This is a genomic window from Paenibacillus sp. JJ-100 (genome assembly GCF_948329825.1).
GTDB lineage: Bacteria > Bacillota > Bacilli > Paenibacillales > Paenibacillaceae > Paenibacillus.
On sequence record NZ_CAOJCM010000001.1, the window covers coordinates 176932 to 199730 of the forward strand.

General features: G+C 45.3%; 22 protein-coding genes and 1 riboswitch. Of the genes, 17 read left to right on the forward strand and 5 right to left on the reverse strand.

Annotated features, from left to right (window positions below; translation table 11 throughout):
• The first annotated feature begins 9 nt into the window (after positions 1–9).
• The 3 genes from PQG66_RS00930 (at position 10) to PQG66_RS00940 (ending at position 2830) form a co-directional block, all read left to right on the forward strand.
• Positions 10–696 carry an MOSC domain-containing protein gene (locus tag PQG66_RS00930; RefSeq protein ID WP_272034106.1) on the forward strand — a complete coding sequence of 229 codons (687 nt, stop codon included), beginning with the start codon at positions 10–12 and terminating at the stop codon, positions 694–696.
• Between the two features lie 75 nt (positions 697–771).
• Positions 772–1650, forward strand: a complete 879-nt coding sequence (locus PQG66_RS00935; RefSeq protein WP_272034108.1) for an ROK family protein — start codon at positions 772–774, stop codon at positions 1648–1650.
• A 181-nt stretch (positions 1651–1831) separates the two neighbouring features.
• On the forward strand, positions 1832–2830 hold the full coding sequence (locus PQG66_RS00940) for an HRDC domain-containing protein (RefSeq protein WP_272034110.1): 999 nt from the start codon (positions 1832–1834) through the stop codon (positions 2828–2830).
• A 91-nt stretch (positions 2831–2921) separates the two neighbouring features.
• On the opposite strand, the gene corA is transcribed toward PQG66_RS00940, so the two are convergent.
• Positions 2922–3857, reverse strand: coding sequence for a magnesium/cobalt transporter CorA (gene corA / locus PQG66_RS00945; protein ID WP_272034113.1), 936 nt, complete (start codon positions 3855–3857; stop codon positions 2922–2924).
• Between corA and PQG66_RS00950 the strand changes: the two genes are divergently transcribed.
• The 7 genes from PQG66_RS00950 to PQG66_RS00980 all read left to right on the forward strand — a co-directional run bounded on the left by PQG66_RS00950 (position 3856) and on the right by PQG66_RS00980 (position 11478).
• Positions 3856–4086: a hypothetical protein gene (locus tag PQG66_RS00950; RefSeq protein ID WP_272034115.1), complete on the forward strand. Its 231-nt coding sequence runs from the start codon at positions 3856–3858 to the stop codon at positions 4084–4086. The genes corA and PQG66_RS00950 overlap by 2 nt on opposite strands.
• A gap of 229 nt (positions 4087–4315) precedes the next feature.
• A riboswitch (SAM riboswitch) is annotated at positions 4316–4440 on the forward strand.
• A gap of 127 nt (positions 4441–4567) precedes the next feature.
• Positions 4568–5485 (forward strand): homoserine O-acetyltransferase MetA, encoded by a 918-nt coding sequence (metA, locus tag PQG66_RS00955; RefSeq protein ID WP_272034117.1) that lies wholly within the window; start codon positions 4568–4570, stop codon positions 5483–5485.
• Between the two features lie 24 nt (positions 5486–5509).
• Positions 5510–6694: an aminotransferase class I/II-fold pyridoxal phosphate-dependent enzyme gene (locus tag PQG66_RS00960; protein ID WP_272034119.1), complete on the forward strand. Its 1185-nt coding sequence runs from the start codon at positions 5510–5512 to the stop codon at positions 6692–6694.
• A complete protein-coding gene (locus tag PQG66_RS00965) occupies positions 6691–7878 on the forward strand; it encodes a trans-sulfuration enzyme family protein (protein WP_272034121.1) in 1188 nt (395 codons plus the stop codon). Before PQG66_RS00960 ends, PQG66_RS00965 begins: the two co-directional genes overlap by 4 nt.
• 221 nt (positions 7879–8099) lie before the next feature.
• A complete protein-coding gene (gene mqnC / locus PQG66_RS00970; RefSeq protein WP_272034123.1) occupies positions 8100–9236 on the forward strand; it encodes a cyclic dehypoxanthinyl futalosine synthase in 1137 nt (378 codons plus the stop codon).
• Between the two features lie 245 nt (positions 9237–9481).
• A complete protein-coding gene (locus tag PQG66_RS00975; protein WP_272034125.1) occupies positions 9482–10468 on the forward strand; it encodes an aldo/keto reductase in 987 nt (328 codons plus the stop codon).
• Positions 10465–11478 (forward strand): zinc-binding alcohol dehydrogenase family protein, encoded by a 1014-nt coding sequence (locus tag PQG66_RS00980; RefSeq protein WP_272034127.1) that lies wholly within the window; start codon positions 10465–10467, stop codon positions 11476–11478. The genes PQG66_RS00975 and PQG66_RS00980 overlap by 4 nt, the downstream gene beginning before the upstream one ends.
• Before the next feature lie 124 nt (positions 11479–11602).
• Here PQG66_RS00980 and PQG66_RS00985 read toward each other — a convergent pair whose 3' ends face one another.
• From PQG66_RS00985 to PQG66_RS01000, 4 genes are all read right to left on the reverse strand, one after another.
• Positions 11603–12505: a YitT family protein gene (locus tag PQG66_RS00985; RefSeq protein WP_272034129.1), complete on the reverse strand. Its 903-nt coding sequence runs from the start codon at positions 12503–12505 to the stop codon at positions 11603–11605.
• Positions 12506–12624: 119 nt separating this feature from the next.
• The gene (locus PQG66_RS00990) at positions 12625–13863 is read right to left on the reverse strand and encodes a cation:proton antiporter (protein WP_272034131.1); all 1239 of its coding nucleotides are present in this window, start codon (positions 13861–13863) and stop codon (positions 12625–12627) included.
• A gap of 4 nt (positions 13864–13867) precedes the next feature.
• Positions 13868–14362 (reverse strand): cation:proton antiporter regulatory subunit, encoded by a 495-nt coding sequence (locus PQG66_RS00995; RefSeq protein WP_272034133.1) that lies wholly within the window; start codon positions 14360–14362, stop codon positions 13868–13870.
• Positions 14363–14514: 152 nt separating this feature from the next.
• Entirely contained in the window at positions 14515–14925 is a 411-nt protein-coding gene (locus tag PQG66_RS01000; RefSeq protein ID WP_272034135.1) for a hypothetical protein, read from the reverse strand.
• A 173-nt stretch (positions 14926–15098) separates the two neighbouring features.
• Here PQG66_RS01000 and ytxC point away from each other — a divergent pair, with 173 nt between their 5' ends.
• The 7 genes from ytxC to PQG66_RS01035 all read left to right on the forward strand — a co-directional run bounded on the left by ytxC (position 15099) and on the right by PQG66_RS01035 (position 22659).
• Positions 15099–16043, forward strand: coding sequence for a putative sporulation protein YtxC (gene ytxC, locus PQG66_RS01005; RefSeq protein WP_272034137.1), 945 nt, complete (start codon positions 15099–15101; stop codon positions 16041–16043).
• 430 nt (positions 16044–16473) lie between these two features.
• Positions 16474–18411 carry a threonine--tRNA ligase gene (gene thrS, locus PQG66_RS01010; protein WP_272034139.1) on the forward strand — a complete coding sequence of 646 codons (1938 nt, stop codon included), beginning with the start codon at positions 16474–16476 and terminating at the stop codon, positions 18409–18411.
• A gap of 166 nt (positions 18412–18577) precedes the next feature.
• Positions 18578–19333: a 3D domain-containing protein gene (locus PQG66_RS01015; protein ID WP_272034141.1), complete on the forward strand. Its 756-nt coding sequence runs from the start codon at positions 18578–18580 to the stop codon at positions 19331–19333.
• Between the two features lie 113 nt (positions 19334–19446).
• Positions 19447–19662, forward strand: a complete 216-nt coding sequence (locus PQG66_RS01020) for a hypothetical protein (protein ID WP_272034143.1) — start codon at positions 19447–19449, stop codon at positions 19660–19662.
• 256 nt (positions 19663–19918) lie between these two features.
• The gene (gene liaF, locus PQG66_RS01025; RefSeq protein WP_272034145.1) at positions 19919–20959 is read left to right on the forward strand and encodes a cell wall-active antibiotics response protein LiaF; all 1041 of its coding nucleotides are present in this window, start codon (positions 19919–19921) and stop codon (positions 20957–20959) included.
• Positions 20960–20962: 3 nt separating this feature from the next.
• A complete protein-coding gene (locus PQG66_RS01030; protein ID WP_272034146.1) occupies positions 20963–22000 on the forward strand; it encodes a HAMP domain-containing sensor histidine kinase in 1038 nt (345 codons plus the stop codon).
• Positions 21997–22659 (forward strand): response regulator, encoded by a 663-nt coding sequence (locus tag PQG66_RS01035; RefSeq protein ID WP_272034149.1) that lies wholly within the window; start codon positions 21997–21999, stop codon positions 22657–22659. The genes PQG66_RS01030 and PQG66_RS01035 overlap by 4 nt, the downstream gene beginning before the upstream one ends.
• The last annotated feature ends 140 nt before the right edge of the window (positions 22660–22799 follow it).

Genomic DNA, 22799 nt, shown 5'->3' on the forward strand with positions numbered 1-22799 from the left:
GGAGTAACCATGAAACTTATACCTAATCCAATTCCAGAAGAGGTTAATGCGGCTATTCTGGCCATTAATGTAGGGCAGCCGCAACTACTGCCTGGTCAGAAGCAAGAAGTATGGAGTAGTATCGTGAAGCAACCTGTCGCTGTCCCGGTCTTTCTTTCGTTTACTGGACTGACCGGAGATGCTCAGGCGGATCTGGTGAACCATGGGGGGCCTGACAAAGCTCTGTGTGTCTATGATTATAGCCGTTACGAAGCAATAGAGCAGCAGATGAGTCGAAAGTTGCAATGGGGAGCTTTCGGTGAGAATCTAACCGTTGCAGGTTGTACTGAAGAAACCGTGCGCATTGGTGATGTTTTTGAATTCGGCGACGCGCAGGTACAAGTCAGTCAACCAAGACAGCCATGTTTTAAACTGAGTGCAAGGTATAATTACAAGGCGCTTCCTCTTTATTTTCAGGAAAGTGGACATACCGGTTTTTATTTTCGAGTACTAAAAGAGGGAGAGGTCGGGCCTGCATCACGTTTCAGAAAGATTCGCACCGATGATTCATCGATGACGATTCTGGAAGCGAATCGAATTATGTATCAGGAGAAACAGAATGTGGAAGGAATGCGGGCTTTGTTAGCACTTCCTGCCCTTGCGGACAGCTGGAGACAGACATTACTGAAACGACTGAATAAACTCGAGAGCAACTAAGCTATTTCGCATATCCTACATTTTCTGAAGTCAGTAGAGATTCTTATTTTATTTCAACATAGGAGTGATTACAACGTGGCAGTTTTAGGTGCGATTGAAGCAGGTGGTACGAAATTTGTATGTGGTATTGGAACAGAACATGGTGAGGTTTTGGAACGGATCAGCTTTCCAACAACTACACCAGAAGAGACGATGGCTCAGGTGATCTCTTTTTTTGAAGGCAAAGGCATTGAAGCGTTGGGTGTAGGTACATTCGGTCCGATTGATCCGATTGAGGGTAGCCCGACTTATGGTTACATTACGACAACACCGAAACCACATTGGGGACAGTACAACATGATTGGCAAGCTTAAGGAACACTTTGATGTACCTATGACGTTTGATACCGATGTGAATGGTGCTGCCTTGGGTGAAGCTACCTGGGGAGCTGCCAAGGGGCTGGATAGTTGTCTATATATAACCGTAGGTACAGGCATTGGTGCTGGAGCTGTAGTTGGCGGAAAAATGGTTCATGGATTGTCTCATCCGGAGATGGGCCATATCATGGTACGTAGACATCCAGAAGATACCTACGAAGGATTTTGCCCGTATCATGGGGACTGCCTCGAAGGACTCGCAGCAGGACCTGCTATTAACAAGCGTTGGGAGAAGCCTGCTTATGAACTGCCGGCTGACCACAAAGCCTGGGAGATTGAAGCGCATTATCTCGCACACGCATTGATGAATTATGTATTGATTCTGTCTCCTCAGAAAATTGTGATGGGTGGAGGCGTAATGAAGCAAGAGCATCTGTTCCCGATGGTTCGCCGCAAATTGCAAGAACTGCTGGCAGAATATGTTCAGCATCCGTCCCTTCAATCCGAGATGGATCAGTACGTAGTTTCACCAGGCCTTGGGGATAATGCAGGATTGTGTGGTTCGTTAGCGTTAGCGAAATTGGCCTTGACCAAATAAAGACGCCCATTGACGGATTTTACCATTGTGGTATAATACATCCAACAGCATAGTACGGTTAATGAGGAAGCACCTCTCTTGCAATGATATTTGCAGGAGGGGTGCTTTTTTTGTGCGATCTGGAGACAGGAAGTACCTTGGTTCATTAGCCAGCTGTAACGTTATAAGGAGGGGAACAGCGATGGAAGTGATATTCATGAATAAGTTGTCTAGAATGTCAGATCAGAATGAGGAAATAGCTCAGCTGTGGATTGGGGAGGAGGACAACGCCTGGCATTTAGGATGGAGTCGATATGAAGCAGGCGACCGAGAGGATAAGATCTGGTATGAGGGAACTTCCTGGGAGGAATTACTGCATATTTATCGTCATCAGCTTGCCATGCAGATGAGCGAAGGATACCGTCCATTGTTGCATGGTTTGTATCATGAGAATGAGGATCTGAAGCTGCGCAGTTATGCAGGACAACGTCTGCATTGTTTTAGTGAATTATATGGGAATGAGTCGTTGTACGAAGAACTGTGTGTTTGGCGCAGACAAAAAGCCGCCTCAGATCGAAAAGCCCCTTACTTTGTGGCCACTAATCGACTTTTGCGCATGATCAGTGCTTTTGTTCCACATACGATGGATGAGTTGATGCAGCTACCAGGAGTTGGTGAGAGTAAAGCATCGGAGTATGGGATGGAATGGCTGGAGATGACGAACGGAGTTGAGCGCTCAAGCTCTTTCCCGCTGGATTGGGTATATACGGTGCTGAAAGAAGAAGAGTACGAGAGCTGGTTATACAAGCAGAAAGAGCAGAAATTCAAACAGGAACTGGACAAATTTCTGACTCGTAAAAATGTACTTGAAGGAATGAAAGAAGGACAAACGTTAGAAGAAATCGTCAATCGATCAGGGTTATCTCGCCGGGAATTGATCGAGCTACTGGAAACACTGGATCTGGAAGGATATGATACGGACTCACTGCTTGATGTAGAACTGGCCGTTATGCCTGAAACAGAACAAGAGGCGGTATGGCAGGCATATGAGGAATTGGGAGATACATTCTTGAAGCCTGTGTTACATAAAGTATATGGAGAAGAACGTCCTGAAGGCGGACTGGAGCAAGTATATGAACGATTACGTATGATACGTATCCGTTTTCGCAGACATGTAGAAACCGAACGTAACGCAGGTTAGCCCAGAAAAGACATCAATCAAAAAGACGAAGCCATTCCGGGAGAAGGAGTGCTTCGTCTTATTTTAATTTGCAGCAGGCGTACAGGTGATTTCAGATCCAGTCTTTTTTGCGGAAAATGAAAAACATGCTCAAGCCCAGTGTAACCATCAGGCCGATCACAGCATAATATCCGTATTTCCAGTGCAACTCGGGCATGTTATCAAAGTTCATTCCGTATATTCCAGTAATAACTGTCAGCGGCATGAACACCGTCGTAATTGCGGTAAATACCCGCATGATCTCATTCGCACGGTTCGCTATACTGGATTGATAAGCTTCTCGCAAGTTGCCCATCAGATCGCGATATGTTTCGAACGTTTCCGATATTTTTACGGCGTTCTCATAGATGTCACTGAAATATTTTTGCAACTGATCATCGATGAGACGCAGATCTTTTTTATTCAACGTGTTGATGACCTCTTTTTGAGGTCCCAGCACTTTCTTCAACCATAGAATTTCACTTCGCAGACCGATGATTTCATTCAGATGTGACTTTTTGGTATGCATTAGAATGTCTTCCTCAAGCTTCTCGATCCGCACTTCAATTCGATCACCGACGGTGAAATAATTATCAACAATCAGGTCCACTAAGAGGTAGAGAAAACGATCAGGGGTGCTGATCTCCTGTTCCCAGAGAATCGGCTTCAAAGTACGCAATTCGCTGACTTTTTGTTTCGTTACACTGATGATATAGTGTCTGCCAAGAAATAGATTGACTGCTCGTAGAAAAATCTCTTCATCATCAAAACGAATGCTATTGATTACGATAAAATAATGGTTCTCATAAATCTCGATCTTTGGACGCTGCTCCTCATCACTCAGACAGTCCTCCACAGCCAGATCATGTATGGAGAACAGTGGCTGAAGTACAGCGAGATCGTCCACGTCCGCATCAATCCAGTAGAATCCTTCCGCGGGTGGGGTCAATGCTTGCTGAATGTCATCCACAGGGATAAATACACCATTGTTAACCAACCGGATTTTCATGTTATCTACTCCTTCTGCACCCGCCGTTATGGCGGATTTCATCATTAATATGGGCGCAAAAGAACAGATCAGCCGGTCGGCAGCAGGCCTGAAAATCATGTGTGTACTGCGTACATCATTCTATAATCAAAGGGAAGAAACGTCCCGCTGCCGACATGCTGATGTCAATTCTCTATGCAGTTGTTCGGAATTCGACTGCCAGTTAGGCCTCGGGTCGCCATCCATTTAATATGTCACCTCTCACATAAGGGCTGATAAACACTTGTCTAGTATACCGCTGGTCCAGAGTGCTTTCAAGCGCAAAAATGTGTCTATTTCGCTCTAAGGCAGTGTATGATTGTGAACAATAAACCGTTCCAAAATCTATCCCCAGACCGCTCAACTAACATCTTGACGTGAGAGCAGGAATGTTTTAAAGTAAAAGTTAATATATTTGAACTATAATTGAATACAGCGAAATCTTATCAAGAGTAGGTGGAGGGACTAGCCCGATGAAACCCGGCAACCGGCGATATACCGCACGGTGCTAATTCTTGCAGCGACCAAGCACTCCCGTAGTGCTGTTGTAACTGAGAGATGAGAGAGGCGAATATCTTGTTTACATATGACCTTTCTCGGAATACGAGAGAGGTCTTTGTTATATGCCCCAACTTCTCAACAGTGAATTTCGCGGCAAATGTGATCTATGAACAAGGAGGAGTTAACTTACCATGCCAATTAAAATTCCGGATACCTTACCAGCCAAAGAAGTGCTTGAAGGGGAGAATATTTTCGTCATGGACGAATCGTCTGCATACAAGCAGGATATCCGCCCACTCCGTATCGCGATCTTGAATCTGATGCCTACCAAAGAGACAACCGAAACGCAATTGCTGCGATTGGTGGGTAACACTCCACTTCAGGTCGATGTGGTACTGGTACATCCCAAGTCCCATACTTCCAAGAATACGTCCCAGGAATATCTGGACCTGTTCTATAAAACATTTGATGAGATCCAGCATCGCCGTTTTGATGGTATGATCATTACAGGAGCTCCGGTGGAGCAAATGGATTTTGAAGACGTGAATTATTGGGAAGAAATACAGGAAATCTTCGAATGGACTAAAACCAATGTGACTTCGACAATGCATATATGTTGGGCATCTCAGGCAGGTTTATACCATCATTTTGATGTACCCAAAGTTGCGTTAGATGAAAAGTGTTTTGGCGTATTTCCACATACAATTAACAAGTCTCACGTACCCTTGCTGCGTGGATTTGATGAAGTTTTCAACATCCCACATTCTAGACATACAGAAGTTAGACGCGAGGATATCGAGAAAATCGACAACTTGGAAATTTTGGCTGAGTCAGAGGAAGCAGGCGTATTCCTAGTGGCAACCAAAGACGGGAAACAAATCTTTGCCACAGGCCACGCCGAATATGATCCTTTCTCATTAAAATGGGAGTATGACCGTGATGTCGCCAAAGGTTTAGATATTGTACTCCCGAAACACTATTATCCTAATGACGACCCATCCCGTGTACCTCCAGCTACATGGCGTGCGCATGCTAATTTATTATTCTCTAACTGGCTCAATTACTATGTGTATCAGGAAACACCTTACGATATTGGTCCGCAAATTTAATCGAGATTACAGGAGGATGCAGTAATGGAAGATAACAAGTTGAAAATTGAAAGCCGTTTAGCTCAGATTGGATCCATCAATGAACCGGTTACAGGAGCCGTTAACTTTCCGATCTATCAATCCACTGCGTTCCGCCATCCGAAGCTGGGACAAAGTACTGGATTCGATTACATTCGTACGACGAATCCAACACGTAAAGTACTGGAGGAAGCTGCAGCAGCGCTGGAGTCCGGTGATGCAGGTTTTGCTTGTAGTTCAGGTATGGCAGCACTCCAAACGATCTTTGCGATGTTCGGTCAAGGGGATCACCTAATTGTTTCTCTCGACCTCTACGGAGGTACATATCGGTTGCTGGAACGCATTTTATCACGATTCGGTGTAACGGCAAGTTATGTGGATACGAACGATCTTGAAGCACTGGAGAACATCCGTCAGCCAAATACGAAGGCCGTATTTATCGAGACTCCAACGAATCCGCTGATGATGATTACTGACATTCAAGCGGTAGCTACTTGGGCTAAAAATCACGGGTTACTCACTATTGTGGACAACACACTGCTAACACCGTTCTTCCAGCGTCCAATCGAACTCGGTGCAGATATCATTGTACACAGTGCCACTAAATATCTAGGTGGACACAATGATGTGCTTGCTGGACTGATTATCACCAAGGGTGAGGCTTTATCTGAAGAGATCGCATTTCTCCATAACTCCATTGGAGCTGTGTTATCGCCTAGTGATTCGTACCAATTGATGAAAGGCATGAAAACACTAGCTCTCCGTATGGAACGTCATGAATATAACGCGCTTACCATTGCAAAATTCCTGCTTGAGCATCCGGCCGTTACGGATGTGTTCCATCCGGGATTATCCGATCACCCGGGATATGAAATTCAGAAGAAGCAGTCTTCGGGAAATACAGGTATTTTCTCTTTCAAAGTGAAAGATGCACGCTACGTCGAGCCAATACTGCGTCATATCAAATTGATTGCATTTGCCGAGAGTCTCGGGGGTGTAGAATCACTGATGACGTATCCTGCTGTGCAAACGCATGCGGATATTCCGCTTGAAATTCGTGACGCTGTAGGGGTGGATGATCGTCTGCTTCGATTCTCGGTAGGGATCGAACATGCGGAGGATTTGATCGCTGATCTCAATGCTGCACTACTGGCAGCACAGCAGGAAGTGGAAGGAGGCGTAACTTCATGAGTGAGTCGAGCAACAATAAACCCAATAGGTCAGAACTGAAGTTTGATACGAAATTGCTTCATTTCGGGGATGAGATTGATAAGACAACGGGCGCTTCCAGTGTGCCGATCTACCAAGCTTCCACGTTTCATCATTTTGATATCTTTAATCCACCTCAGCATGATTACAGCCGTTCCGGCAACCCTACACGTCAAGCACTGGAAGATTACATTGCCCTGCTTGAAGGCGGGGTACGTGGATTTGCTTATTCATCAGGAATGTCGGCTATATCCAGTGTGTTCATGATGTTCTCTGCGGGCGATCATCTGATTGTAACGGAGGATGTTTACGGAGGAACTTATCGACTTCTGACGACCATATTAAGCCGGTTGCAGATTGAGACTACTTTTGTGGATATGACCGACCTGGATAAAGTCAAAGCAGCACTTAAGCCGAATACCAAGGCCGTTTATATGGAGACACCTTCCAATCCAACCTTGAAGATTACGGATATTGCAGCTGTGACGTCCTGGTCCAAAGAGCATGAATTGATCACCATTCTGGATAACACGTTCATGACACCGTACTATCAACGTCCGATTGAGCTTGGGGTAGATATCGTTGTACATAGTGCTACGAAATTTCTCGGCGGTCACAGTGATGTGTTGGCAGGTCTGGCTGTTGCGCGTACAGATGAATTGGGTGTGCAGCTAAAACAGCTACAAAATGGGCTAGGCACTGTTCTGGGTGCCCAAGAATCCTGGCTTTTGATGCGCGGCATGAAGACACTGGGCGCACGGATGGCTCACAGTGAACAGAGCACAGCCAAATTGGCTGCGTGGCTCAACGATCGCCAAGATATATCCGCTGTGTATTACCCAGGTTTGAAGGATCATCCTGGCCGAGAAGCACATGAGCGTCAGTCTACAGGCTACGGAGCGGTGGTATCGTTTGACGTAGGTTCAGGTGAACGCGCAAAAGCGGTTCTGAATCAAGTCACACTGCCCATTGTAGCTGTAAGTCTAGGAGCGGTAGAGAGCATTCTTTCGTACCCGGCGATGATGTCTCATGCGGCTATGCCAGCAGAGGTTCGTCATGAGCGTGGCATTACAGATGGCCTTCTTCGTTTCTCTGTAGGACTTGAAGATATAGATGATCTGATTGCAGATCTTGAGCAAGCGTTGCAGTCTAATCCGTTGCGTTAAAGGAATTAGATAAGAATTGGATAAGCACAGTGACCACTGGATATGTAAAAATTTAAACTTATTTTTTAAGCACCTTTTCATAAGGTGCTTTTTTTCACATGTAACCTGTGTTACGATATGTGGAGTACTGAAATGCGATGTTACAGTCAGAACTTGCTTTTTTAACAAGTCAGGACGGTTCGTCGTATTTATTTTCTCTTTACGAGGGAGGCTTTTTTACGATGAGTACGGTAGACCGTATCTTAGATAAAGCCCTTCGGGGCGAGCGTTTAGACCTGGAAGACACGATTCAGTTATTTGAATCCAACGAAGTGGACAAGATCGGTGCTGCTGCTAATGTCATTATGAAACGTATGCACCCTGAGCCATACCGGACATTTGTTATTGGGCGTAACGTCAACTACACGAATGTGTGCGACGTCTACTGCCGTTTTTGTGCTTTTTACCGCAGACCTGGTTCAGAAGAAGGGTATGTTCTGCCAGATGAAGTGATTTTTCAGAAGATTAAAGAAACCGAAGATGTGAACGGAACTGAAATTCTGATGCAGGGTGGAACGAATCCGAACCTGCCTTTTAGCTATTATACGGACCTGCTCAAAGCAATTAAGGAGCGCTTCCCGAATATTACGATGCACTCCTTCTCGCCAGCTGAAATCATGAAAATGGTTGAAGTATCTGACGGTCTGACGTTGGAAGAGGTTGTACGTGCTATTCATGAAGCTGGACTGGATTCCCTGCCTGGTGGCGGAGCTGAGATTCTCGATGACCGTACGCGCCGCAAAATTAGCCGCCTGAAAGGCTCATGGCGTGACTGGATGGATGTTATGCAGACCGCTCACCGGATCGGGATGAATACAACGGCAACGATGGTTATTGGTTTGGGTGAATCGATGGAAGAGCGTGCGTTGCATTTGATGCGTGTACGTGACGCGCAGGATGAGTGCATTGCCAATAAGTATGACTCCGAAGGCTTCCTGGCGTTTATTCCGTGGACATTCCAGCCGGATAATACCAATCTTAAGCTGGAGCGTCAGACACCTGAAGAGTACCTGAAAACGGTAGCGATTAGCCGTCTGGTGCTCGATAATATTAAAAATATCCAATCTTCTTGGGTAACGATGGGGCCTGAGATTGGTAAAAAATCGCTTGAATTCGGTTGTAACGACTTCGGAAGTACAATGATTGAAGAGAACGTGGTATCCTCCGCAGGTGCAACGTACAAAGTGAACATTGAATCCATTCTTCGCCTGATTCGAGAGTCCGGTTATATTCCGGCGCAGCGCAATACTCGATATGAAATTTTGCGTATGTTTGATGATGAGAGTAGTGTGCCAAAAGACTTTGTCATGCAGAACTAACATTTACGTATAGCACTTATAAGTACGTCATTCATATCATTTTTCCTACTAAATGAATGTAGGTCCGTTACAAATAGAAGGGATGAAACAGATCAAACTGTTTTGTCCCTTTTTTATTGTTGTCCACCCATCAAAAAGATCATCAAACAGTACATATTACGCATTTCACGATATGTTATATGGATTTTTAACTGATACAATGGAGGGACAGTTGTCTATTCAACCGTGCTGGGAGGAACAAATCGATGAAAACAAGAAAACTTGGAAAGACAGCACTAGATGTACCTGTTCTAAGCTTCGGTGCATCCTCACTGGGTTCTGTGTTTCGTGATATTGACCGGAATGAAGGTATTCGTACCGTTCATGCAGCGATGGATGCAGGCATGAATTATATAGACGTCTCGCCGTACTACGGATTAACCAAGGCGGAAGCTGTATTAGGTGAAGCGATCCGCAGTTTACCCCGTAGCTCTTATACGTTATCCACCAAAGCTGGACGTTATGGTGAACATGAGTTTGATTTTTCTCGCAAGCGTATTCTATCTAGTGTACAAGAAAGTATGACAAGGCTGCATACAGACTATTTAGATATTCTATTTCTGCATGATATCGAGTTTGTGGCCCCTGAGATCATTATTGAAGAAGCTTTTCCAACGCTGTTAGAACTTAAAGAGCAGGGGGTCATTCGTTACGCGGGGATCTGTGGCCTGCCACTACTTCTGTTTGAAAAAATGTTACCCCAGCTGAATGCGGATGCCATTATCTCATATTGTCATTATGCTTTAAATGATACGTCGTTGTTATCGCTCCTGCCCCTACTGGAGGAAAAAGGGGTTGGACTTGTAAACGCTTCCCCTCTCTCGATGGGATTATTGAGCACCCGCGGAACACCAGCTTGGCATCCGGCAAGTGACCAGGTAAAAGAGCTTTGTCTCCAGGCAGCACAATTCTGTAAGGAGCAGGGCAGTGATATTGCCAAGCTGGCTGTGCAATTCTCCACAGCGAATGAGCAGATTCCGACAACCCTCGTGAGCAGTGCAAGCCAGCGCAACATTGTCAATAATGCGGCCTGGATTGAAGAGCCGATAGATCAGCAGTTGTTAACGGAGGTGCTGCGCATTCTAGCTCCACTACTCAACGAATCATGGCCAAGCGGACTGGATGAATATAACGTAAACGTAAACGCGAACTACAATATAACCTCGAATGCATCAGAGGAGGAACAGCGATGAGAGCTATTGTATGTGAAGAAATGGATCGGTTGGTGCTGAAGGAACTGCCACAGCCCGAAAGAGCAGAGGAAGAAGCATTGGTTGCCATTCGGCGGATTGGTATCTGCGGTACAGATTTGCATGCGTACAAAGGTAATCAGCCGTTTTTTACGTATCCTCGTGTACTTGGTCATGAACTTGCAGGCATCATTGAAGAAATCGGCCCTAATGAGGCTGGTTTAAAGTCTGGGGATCAGGTAAGCATTATCCCTTATCTGCATTGCGGACATTGTGTTGCTTGTCGTTCGGGCAAAACAAACTGTTGTGCTTCCATGCAAGTAATGGGTGTACATGTAGATGGGGGGATGAGGGAACGAATTACAGTGCCCGTCTCTCATCTGCTAAAAGCAGAGGGGTTAACGCTGGATGAGACAGCCATGGTTGAACCACTTAGCATTGGGGCTCATGCTGTACGCAGAGCTGCATTACAACCGGGGGAGCGAGTCGTGGTTATTGGGGCGGGGCCCATCGGACTTGGTGTTATGGCTTTTGCCAAACAAGCAGGTGCTTACGTCATCGCAGTGGATCGTAACCTGGACAGGCTGGAACTAAGCCGAAGCTGGGCTGGGGTAGATGAGATTGTACAAGCAGATGACACGGCGATCCAACGAGTTTCCGAGATTACAGGCGGTGATTATGCGACTGCTGTATTTGATGCGACAGGTAATGTGCATTCTATGAATGGAGCCATCTCGTATGTGGCGCACGGCGGACAGTTAATCTTTGTTGGACTGGTAAAAGCGGATATTACGTTCCATGACCCGGAATTTCACAAGCGTGAGATGAGTATACTGGGGAGCCGGAATGCTACGCGTCAGGATTTTGAACAGGTGTTAACGACGTTGCGTGACAAAAGATTAACGATGGATGGTTATATTACACATAGAACGCCTTTTGATGAACTGCCAAATGCAATAGACATTTGGCTATTACCCGAATCACAAGTGGTTAAGGCAATTGTAGAACTATAATTGTTCATAATCTGAAGGTTAAACGAAAAAAACGCTCGCTTCCGAGTGTTGAACAATGGAGAATCTCCATACAGTTCATCAGGGAAGTGAGCGTTTTATTATGGTCTATACGTATCTAGTTGTTTTATTTCTCTGGATTCGAAACAATGCCTGCATGTGGATCGACATGCCTGACGATCGATTTTAACCAAATCATCTCTAGGAAGTGAACTTCGTAGTACAGTGTCCCTGGAATCTGTCCCATCCAAGCTTCCGTTCCAGCGATGGACGAAGACTCCTTGGCTTCCAGTCTTTTTGGTTCACGACGCAGGCGATTACGTATAGCCTTTTCGATTTGAACGCTTTGTGTAGTCAGAATGCATACTCTGCGCTTTGGAGAGAACCCCCGGAAGGCAAGGTACACCATTTCATAAGCAATCAGATAAGCGATGACAGAATACATAGCCTGATCCCAGCCAAAAACAACACCAGCAGCTGTCAATATGATCAAGTTAAGCAGCATGATTATTTTTTCGATAAGCATCCGTTTTCCGCTAAATACACGTTCAGGCGGCCGAGAGGACGGATCACCGATTTCCAGCGTATCCAGTGTTCCGCCATATCGAACAACAAGCCCGATTCCGAGCCCCAAGCATAATCCTCCAAACATAGCAGCAGCCAGAGGGTGCTCGACGAGTGGCGGCATGGGATGTAACACAATAGCACCGATCGAAAAGACAACCAGACCCAGAACAGTAACTAGTACAAACTTTTTCTTCACTATCTTGTAGGATAGAAATATAAATGGAACATTGAATAAGAACAGAAACAAACCAATTCGAAGCTCAGTCCAATGTGCAAAAAGGGAAGAAATTCCCGTTACACCGCCAATAATTATTTTGTTAGGGTGCAAAAATAACTCAAGTCCCACGGAGGCCAGTACTCCGCCAATGATGACCAAAAAGAGGTTCAACCAGCGACGAGAGGTCGATATGTTACTTTTGGCTGTGCGTGGCATTGGACTAGCCGATATCAGAGGTGCTTTCATAGGTCACCCTCCTTATGTGCGGCGTCGCGAGCCATTCTCCCTGGGGTCTTCACAGAAAGTTCGGCATGTAGCCGCTCAGTTGCTAGGTACAATCATTCGTCTATTGTACATAGACTTGTTTATCCTTCATTTTGTAGAACTCGAGGTTCCTCTTTCTTCTTGCGATGATCTTTGAACTTGAATATTTTATCCAAAATACGGAATACGTGTTTGGACTCTTTCGTTAATAATGGCCCAAGGATCGCTAGAATCAGTACGTACAGTGCAGCGAAAGGTTGAAGCAATGGCAACAGTCCACCAGCCTTACCCATGTTGGCCATAATTATAGAAAATTCACCACGAGATACAATGGTTAATCCGATATTAGCGGATGCCTTTGGTGAAAGACCCGCACTTCGTCCAGCAATCATACCTGCAAGGAAGTTACCAAACAACGTAAGCAGAACGGCAATGATTGCTAGCCATACGGCTTCACCGCCAAGGGACAACGGATCGATAGACAGTCCAAAGCTGAAGAAGAAAATCGCTCCAAAGAAATCACGGAAAGGTAAAATGAGATGTTCAATCCGTTTGGCATGTTCTGTCTCGGCAAGGACAAGACCGACAAGCAACGCCCCAATCGCTTCAGCGACATGGATCGTTTCGGAGAATCCTGCGACAAGGAACAAAGCGCCAAAAACAACAAGAGAGAATAATTCATTGGAACGAATTTTGAGTAATTTATTCAGTAACGGTGTAGCTTTGCGTCCGATAATGATGACAATTAGCATAAAGCCAAGAGCAATCAATGCCGACATGATCACGCCACCGATGGTGGATGAATCACTGAGCACTAGTCCGGAGAGGATGGAGATATATACAGCGAGGAAAACGTCCTCAAACATGATAATACCCAGAATCATTTCTGTCTCCGGATTGGCTGTTCGCTTCAGATCAACGAGTACCTTGGCCACAATAGCACTGGATGAAATCGTAGTAATACCTGCGATAACGAGTGCCTCAGCCGCCGGGAAGCCGGATGCAAAACCGAACACTAATCCTAATGTAAAGTTAATCCCGATATAGATCGAGCCTCCAACAACAATGGAGCGGCCCGATTTAACTAAACGGCCTACTGAAAATTCCAGACCTAGATAAAATAAAAGGAACAGAATACCGATTCGACCCATAAAGTCGATGAACGGCTGGCTTTCAATAAATCGGAAGTCCAAATGCCAGATCTGCATGGCATGTGGTCCCACAGCCATTCCGATAAGAATATAAAACGGAACAACCGAGAATCTCAGTTTTGCGGATAAAAGGCCGGCTGCTGCAATGAGCACCAGCGCCAGACCTACTTCAAAAATCAAATGATCCATCGAATTACCCCCTTCCTGTCATGAGGAGGGACTTGAAAAGCTTCTGTTGGTTCCGTTCGCCAACAGCGACTACCGTAGATTCTGCAGTGATCACAACTTCCGGACCCGGGCTAATGTGTTTCTTGTGGTTTTTCTCCACAACAGCAATGACCGTTGCGCCAGAGTTTTGACGTACATTCAATTCCCCGATGGACTTGCCAATGCATCCAAAGGATGCTTCGATTTTGTACCACTCGATAATCAGATCGTCAAAAGTCACTTCAATATTTTCAAGTTGTTTTGGTTTGTAAGTCAATCCACCAACAATTGCAGCAATCTGTCTTGCCTCATTGTCATCGAGTGTAATCATGGAGATGCTTTGATCTGGATCATCATATTCAAAATGGTACATCTCCCGGCGGCCGTCATCGTGAATAATAATGACGATTTTATCACCGCTGCTTGTTTCAATCTGAAATTTTTTGCCGATTCCAGGCAGGTCTGTTTCGCGTACATCCATGGATAGTATGCCTCCTTAGTAATTGAGGCTGGCCATAGAAGGAAGGCTGATCATTCCCTAGTCAGTCATCTGCTGCTCAAGCGGAACATTCAAACGGCGCAAGGAAACAAGAGCCAGTAATTCCTGACACAGCCGAATATATGATGTGACTCTTATAGAGCGATAGCGTATTTGGGTGCCGCTGGAGAGAGGGATATATACGTGCTGGTACATTTGATGGGTAGCAGAAATAATCTGCGTTTTAACAGACAATACCTCGGTTTGAATGACAGACCTGTTGTGGGTATTCGCAACACAATGAATAGTGCGAGGACAAGAAATACGGGTTTGGTTTGCTTCACGGCGACCAGCTTAGACATCGCTTGTGAGCTTTTGCGAATAACAGGTTTCTGTTGATTCTCGGGTATTTGAGGCAGAATCTCTAGCACTTCTTTATTCGAAGTGGCATCAACGGATACACCAACGGCAGACTCGGTCTGCATTGGGACGGGGAAACACAGCGCCTGAAAGACGCACAAAATAATGATAACCATGTGATGAAGCAGTCTACGATATTGTCTCATGCTTGGCTTCCCCCCTTTCCGTAAAAGATACTGTTATAAAAATAATAACACATTTTTGCGAGATCTCCAAAATTATATACTGAGAAATCATGACACTCTTTCCATCAAACCGCTTCGTATATCCCTATGGGCCTTGCCATATACTTTGAAGAGGAAGGAAAGGAGTGATTCGAATGGAACTATTTGCAGTATGGACGAATGTGTCCGGACAAGACGAGGCAGATTGCTTTTATCAGTGCATCAAGGATAAATTCAAAGGTTTACATATAAGTAAAAGAGGATTTCGGCTTGTCTTTAAACATAAGGATAGCCGGGCAGTCTGGATATGCAGAGGGAATGAGAATCACGAGGATTTCCAGCAATGGCTACCGCAGATTAGTGATTTGCTATCCTTAGGTATTGCTGATTTTATTATGGAGACAAAAGAAAGTAGCATTGTAGAGGGTATGATTGCCAAATCATGTTCCGTGATGGATGAGCATGAGCTTGAGAAAATTCATCGAATCTGTATGCCACTGTTGAGAAACAGTGATATGGATCAGCTAAGCCTTCGCGAACGCCGTCGTACCACATTAGCCAAAGGTTTGCGGCAGGATCTGGAAGAGGTACATTTTTTCCATCTCGAAGGGATCATGAATTTTCGCATAAGGTCTTACAAACAAGAATTGCAGGAATTAGTGGAGTATGCACTTGATGAGTTCTGGATGGATCGCCAGTATGAGGAGTTTATGGGGCTGCTGAAGTACTTTGTTTTTTTTCAGGAGGCGAAAGTTCCTTTGATTCATCTGATTCACATAGGCAAACATGAATTTCAGGTGCTTGATGCGGGGCTTAACGTGCTGCCTGTACAGAAGGATGAGCAGGTGGTTGTTGAGATGCCAGGACTCGAACTGGAAATGGATATTGAAGATATGATTGTGAGTACGCTCATCTCCATATCACCGGAAAAAGTGATGCTGCATACGAGTACACCAGAGCTTCCTATCATCTCAACCATATGCCAGATCTTCGAAGATAAAGTGCAGATATGCCATCAATGTCCTGAATGTGAAGTGTTGCGCTCAGGATTGCTCTCGGGTATTGACGCAGGCGATCTCGGCAATTATAATAACTGTTGATCAAGAATAATTGGAAAAACAAAAGCGTTGATAAAGACATGAACCACACGTTTGATCGGTGCAGAGAGAGGAACCTGGGCTGAAATTTCCTCCGGATATCACGTATGGTTTACCCCTTTGAAGCTGCAATTTTGAAAATAAAGCCTGAACAACCCTACTGTTTAGACGATGGGCGGTTTTATGAGTAAGGATCTGCCGGGTCATGCCCGTTACCGACATGCCAATGAGGGCTGAATTCCTAAAATCAAGGATGATCAGCTGAATTAGGGTGGAACCACGAGATTATTTAACACAACACTCGTCCCTTGCCGGGACGGGTGTTTTTTGCGTGCTTTCCGTTAATCCACAGTGTTGCGGAAGTAAGCTTTAAAGAAGTGTTTATTCAAGAGGCTGGAATGTAACATGTTTATTTACAGGAGGAATGAGACAAATGGCAGTTAACATTAAATTACCGGATGGTTCGGTACGTGAGTATGCAGATGGCAGTAGTATTGAGGATGTAGCCGCTTCGATCAGCAGCGGACTTCGTAAAAATGCGGCAGCAGGTAAGCTGGACGGCATCGTGGTCGACCTATCCACTCCACTTCATGAAGGAGCTTTGGTGGAGATCGTAACGCTGGATTCCCCAGAAGGTCTCGAAGTCATGCGTCACAGTACAGCACACTTGCTGGCTCAAGCGGTTAAACGTTTGTATGGAAACAAAGAAGTACACTTGGGTGTAGGACCAGTTATTGAGGATGGTTTCTACTATGATATGGATCTGGAACACGCGCTGAATCCGGAAGATCTCCAGAAGATCGAGAAGGAAATGGAGCGCATCGTCAACGAAAATCTGCCAATCGTGCGCAAGGAAGTTAGCCGCGAGGAAGCCATTAACATTTTCAATGAAGTTGGCGACCCATACAAACTTGAGTTGATCAATGCTTTGCCGGAAGATAGCGTAATTACGATCTATGAGCAAGGTGAATTTTTCGACCTGTGCCGTGGACCACACTTGCCGTCTACAAGCAAGATTAAAGTATTCAAACTGATGAACGTAGCGGGCGCTTACTGGCGCGGAGACAGCAAAAACAAAATGCTGCAACGGGTGTACGGTACTGCATTTGTGAAAAAAGCACAGCTGGACGAGCATCTGCACTTCCTTGAGGAAGCGCGCAAGCGTGACCACCGTAAACTTGGTAAGGAATTGGAAATGTTCACGTTCTCCCAGTTGGTTGGTCAAGGTTTGCCAATCTGGCTGCCGAATGGAGCCAAGCTTCGTCGTACATTGGAGCGTTACATTGTAGATTTGGAAGAAAGTTTGGGTTACCAGCATGTGTACACACCCGTACTCGGTAATGTGGAATTGTATAAAACATCCGGACACTGGGAGCACTATCAAGAGGACATGTTCCCTAAAATGGTAATGGACAACGAGGAGCTGGTTCTGCGTCCGATGAACTGTCCTCACCATATGATGGTGTACAAATCCAGTATGCACAGCTACCGTGATCTGCCAATCCGTATTGCTGAACTGGGCATGATGCACCGTTATGAAATGTCTGGCGCCCTGACTGGTCTGCATCGTGTTCGTGCGATGACGTTGAATGACTCACACATTTTTGCGCGTCCAGACCAGATTAAAGAAGAGTTCGCTCGCGTTATTGAATTGATTCAGACCGTATATAAAGACTTTGGTATCCACGAATACCGTTTCCGTCTGTCTTACCGTGATCCAGAGGACACCGAGAAATACTTCCAGAACGACGAGATGTGGGAAATGTCCCAGCGTATGCTGCGTGAAGTTGTGGAAGAGCTTGACCTCCCGTTCTATGAAGCAGAAGGCGAAGCGGCGTTCTATGGTCCGAAGCTGGATGTGCAGATTAAAACAGCTCTAGGAAAAGAAGAAACATTGTCGACGGTTCAGCTGGACTTCCTGCTGCCTGAGCGTTTCGAACTTGAATATGTCGGTGATGACGGACAGAAACATCGTCCAGTTGTTATTCACCGTGGCGTAATTAGTACAATGGAGCGTTTTACTGCATTTTTGTTAGAAAACTTCGCAGGAGCATTCCCGCTCTGGTTGTCTCCTGTACAAGCCAAAGTCATTCCGGTATCTGGAAACTACGACGACTATGCCCGTGAAGTAGAGGCGAAGTTGAAACGTGCAGGAATCGCAGCGGAAGCGGATCTTCGCAACGAGAAGCTCGGTTACAAAATCCGTGAGGCACAGCTCGAGAAAATGCCATATATGTTCGTTGTAGGGGAGAATGAGAAAAATGCTGCCTCGGTATCTGTACGTAAACGTGGCGAAGGCGATCTGGGCGTGAAGCTGGTCGATGAGGTTGTTGCCCAGTTAAAAGAGGAAATTGCATCAAGACAGGTTTAACTTAGAACTGTACTCGGTAAAATATGAATCAAAACCGTCAGAGCCCAGGGGTGAATCCATGGGGTTCTGGCGGTTTTTTGTGCTTGTTTTTGCTATGCGTAGCTGGGGGGAGGTATAGAATGATTGGTATTTGGTAACCCTTTGCATGTGAGGGGGAGGTTATACCATGAATAAAAAAAATCCAAAATTCAAAACAAGCCTGAAGTTAATCATCATGTGCAGCTTTATTTTTGCCGGGATGTTGATCAGTTTCAATGAGGCCGAAGCCTATATATTCGAAGAAGAAAGCACAGTGCTTCATATTCAGGATAAAAACGTTCAGGAAAAAACCGAGTTCAATCCGGTTAAGCCACTTTATACGGACAAGGCTGAATTAACGACTCTCGTTTATTTGGGGTTTCTGTGGTCTCCGCAGCCTGTTGTGCTGCCTAAACCTGAATTGCCAGCAAAGCGGGTAATGGATCCGGCTATGCCCGTGTTAGCACCTCGTACAGAACAAATTCTTGAGACTCAAAAGGTGACTGCAACGGGATATACAGCAGGAGTCGAATCTACAGGTAAAACACCTAAACATCCTCAATACGGTATAACGTATTCTGGAGTGAAGGTTCGTCGTGATAAAGAAACGGTTTCTACCATTGCTGCTGATCCGAAACTGTTTCCCATGGGTTCTATTTTGTATATTCCCGGGTATGGTTACGGTATCGTTGCTGACACAGGTTCAGCCATCAAAGGAAATAAGATTGACCTTTATTTTCCGACGACAAAGCAGGTGTACAAAGAATGGGGCAAAAAAGATGTTGAGGTACATGTCATCAAACAGGGCGCTGGAAAATGTACTGAACAGATGCTGACGGAGTTATCTAAAGCGATTGATGTTTATAAAATGGTTCCTGATTCCTGGCTGGATAAAGCCATCTGATAATGGAATGTTATGCCTGAATAACAAAAAGTCTCTCTTCACATAATATTGACTGGGGACGAACCCCGCACTGCAAAAAAGCAGTGTAAATATGAAGAGAGAGGTGATTCGTTGTGGCAAAGAAATCCCAAGGTTACCAAACGCCGAACGAGAAGTACAATGCAGAGTTCGCTGAGGAAAATGGAACGGGCAGTGCTGCTTCTAAAGTGAAGCAATCCGCTCAAAACAAAGTACAAGACAATTACCAAACACCTGACGAAAAATATAACGCCGAGTTTGGTGTAGAGAACACAGGTCAAACGGGCCGTGCAGGTAAAATGAATAAATAAGTTTGTGAACTGCATAAGGAGATAGCTTAGGAATAGGTTAATCTCTGCACAAACAAACAAGAATGAAATACAGATGAGAACACCTTGGAGCGTCATGCTTCAGGGTGTTTTCGTTTATATTTTTAGAATCAAACTTTACATAATTATCCTTAGAACTCGGTCTCGAGACTGAGACAACTTCAACCTGTCGGCGCTGTTAACCTTGTCATGTCTGAGGTACACTGGATATAGAATAAAGTCAAAGGAGACATGAGTGATGAAACGATCTACGCGAGACCGCTGGTGGGTTGGTATACCTCTTATTGCTATCGGCGCATTGATCTTGTTCAGACAATTAGGATATGACATTGATATAGGATACCTGTTCAGAACATATTGGCCCGTCTTTTTAATCTGGTGGGGAATTAAAGGATTAACGGAGATCCGCCGTAACGGAGGATATGCTGCGATTGGGCCGGTGATTGTACTCGCCCTTGGTGGTTTCTTCCTTGCACGTAACATGGGGTTAATCGATTATTCGCTAGGAGGATTCATCCGTTATCTGATTCCAATTCTGCTCATTGGCGGCGGGTTATACGTATTAATTGGACCAGGACATCGGGATCGGAAGCGTCATGATGACGTAACCCCGCCACCACCTGAGAAGCCATATGAGCCGTTATCACCGCAGGACTTGGAGATGCCCTCTTCATTTGATGAAGAATTCGAGAAAACGTTTGGCAAACCTAAACAATCATCAGAGCCAGTCTCCGGAAAGTATTCATCCATGCAGTCCCAAAAGGGATGGCATCAGAGTGCAAACGGTGAAAATTACGGTCATTCTCAACAAAATCACAATCAACAATCAGGTGATCAGAAGTTCGAAGACTTTGGACAATATCATCAAAAGTATGGATATGAGGAAGGGTACGGCAACAAAACGTATAATAAATCGACGTTTATCGGCGACTTTTATATGGGCAAGGAAGTGTTTACGCTGAAACCGATGAATATCTCTGCGTTTGTAGGAGATACGGTGATTGATTTGACCAAGGCTCAAATTCCATATGGTGAGACCAAAATTGTCATTTCACATTTCATTGGTGATGTTAAGGTGTTCGTTCCGGAGGATATGGATCTTGGAATTTCTTTGACGACGAGTTCATTTATCGGGGATATGAAGCTCCTCGATCACAAACGTGGCGGATTTATGGGTAGTGCTCAAGAAGAGACAGCTCATTATCGGGAGGCAGGCAAAAAAGTGCGAATTATTATCAGTGTGTTTATTGGCGATGTCAAAGTAAATAAGGTGGGTTAACGCATGATTCGAACAATTCTCAAAGCAAACAAATGGGAACTGATGACGTATTTTGTGTTAACCGGATTGATCACACTGGGTGGATTCTATATATTGTACGGCAATATGCTTACGGGTGAGGAGCGCACTCGGGCATGGACGTACATTAGCATTGTCGTTGTCGGAACGATCGTCACAGGATATGTAGCAGCACTGCGTCTTCAACGCAAGATTGATCTGCTGGATCTTAACATGCTCAAGGTGTCCAAAGGTAATTTATCGGTTCGTATGCCCGAAGCGGACGATGCTTCTTTTGGCCGGGTGTATCAGGAATTTAATGTGATGATGGAGTCGATAGAGAAAAAAATGAGGCTGCTCCAGCGGCTTGGCGAGCAGGAAGTGATTGAGCAAGAGCAAGCTTCCGAGCGTGCTGTTATCGAAGAACGTAAACGGATGGCCAGAGATCTGCATGATACAGTAAGTCAGCAACTGTTCGCCATGCATATGTCAGCTTCGTCCTTGCCACGCCTGCTGGAGATGAATCCTGAACAGGGGCGTAAGGTGCTGGATCAGTTAATCCAGATGTCTCATATCGCGCAGCGTCAGATGCGAGGGCTGATCGCTCAGCTTCGGCCTGTTGAACTGGAAGGACGTGACCTGGCTGCTGCACTGGATAGCTGGTTTCCGGATTATTGCCGGCAAAATGGTCTAAAGGGTGTAAAAGAGCTGGAACTGGATGGCGGAGTCTCAGATGCCATTGAGCACCAGCTGTTTCTCATTATCCAGGAGGCTGTAGCGAATGTCGTCAAGCACGCTGAAGCTGGGCTAGTCAGCCTGGCCATCCGTGAATCGGAACATCAGATCAGTATGAGTATCAGTGATGACGGGCAGGGTTTCTTGCAGCAGCCTGAACGTCCCGGTTCTTACGGATTGTCCACGATGCGTGAGCGTGCGGAGAAGCTTGGGGGACAGGTGCAGATTATATCCAAGCCTGGAGCGGGAACGACAGTACGTGTGCTCATTCCGAAATTTCAGAACGTGTTAGAGGGGGAGACGGTATGAACGACATAGTAAAGGTAATGATCGTGGATGACCATGATATGGTTCGAATGGGATTGAAGACTTATCTCATGTTAGAGCCTACGTTTCATGTGATCGCTGAAGCGGGGAACGGACAACATGCACTGGACCAGCTTCGTCAGATGAAAGATACAGATATGCCGAATCTGATTCTGATGGATCTGATGATGCCGGTGATGAATGGAGCAGAAGCTACAAAAGCGATTATGTCTGAATTCCCGGGCATGAAAATTGTGATGCTAACGAGTTTTCTTGAAGACGATCTCGTGGTTCAAGCTATTGAGGCAGGGGCGGTAAGTTATGTGCTGAAAACAGTGTCAGCGGAAGAGCTTATCTATGCTCTTCAAGGAGCTCATAGAGGAATGCCAGTGATGACGGGAGATGTTTCTCAGGCTTTAACACGGGGAATTCGGCAGCGGACGGCAAGGGAGAGTGAGTCCGGACTTACAGAACGGGAAAAGGAAGTTCTTTTACTAGTTGCCGAAGGGAAGACCAACAAAGAAATCGGAGAAGAATTACATATTAGTATCAAAACGGTCAAAACACACGTCAGCAACCTGTTGATGAAGTGTGATCTGGATGATCGAACACAGCTGGCGATTTATGCACACCGTCAGGGATGGGTCAAACATAAGAGCTAAAAGTGCTGTTATGACGGGAGTAAGGAGCCATATTGAATGGCTTTTATCTCCTTTTTAATTGTTTTTAAGGTACAGTTAAGGTTTAAAGTACAAAATAAAGACAGTTAAAGAATATCTCTTGCAAATAAGAGATTGGGAGG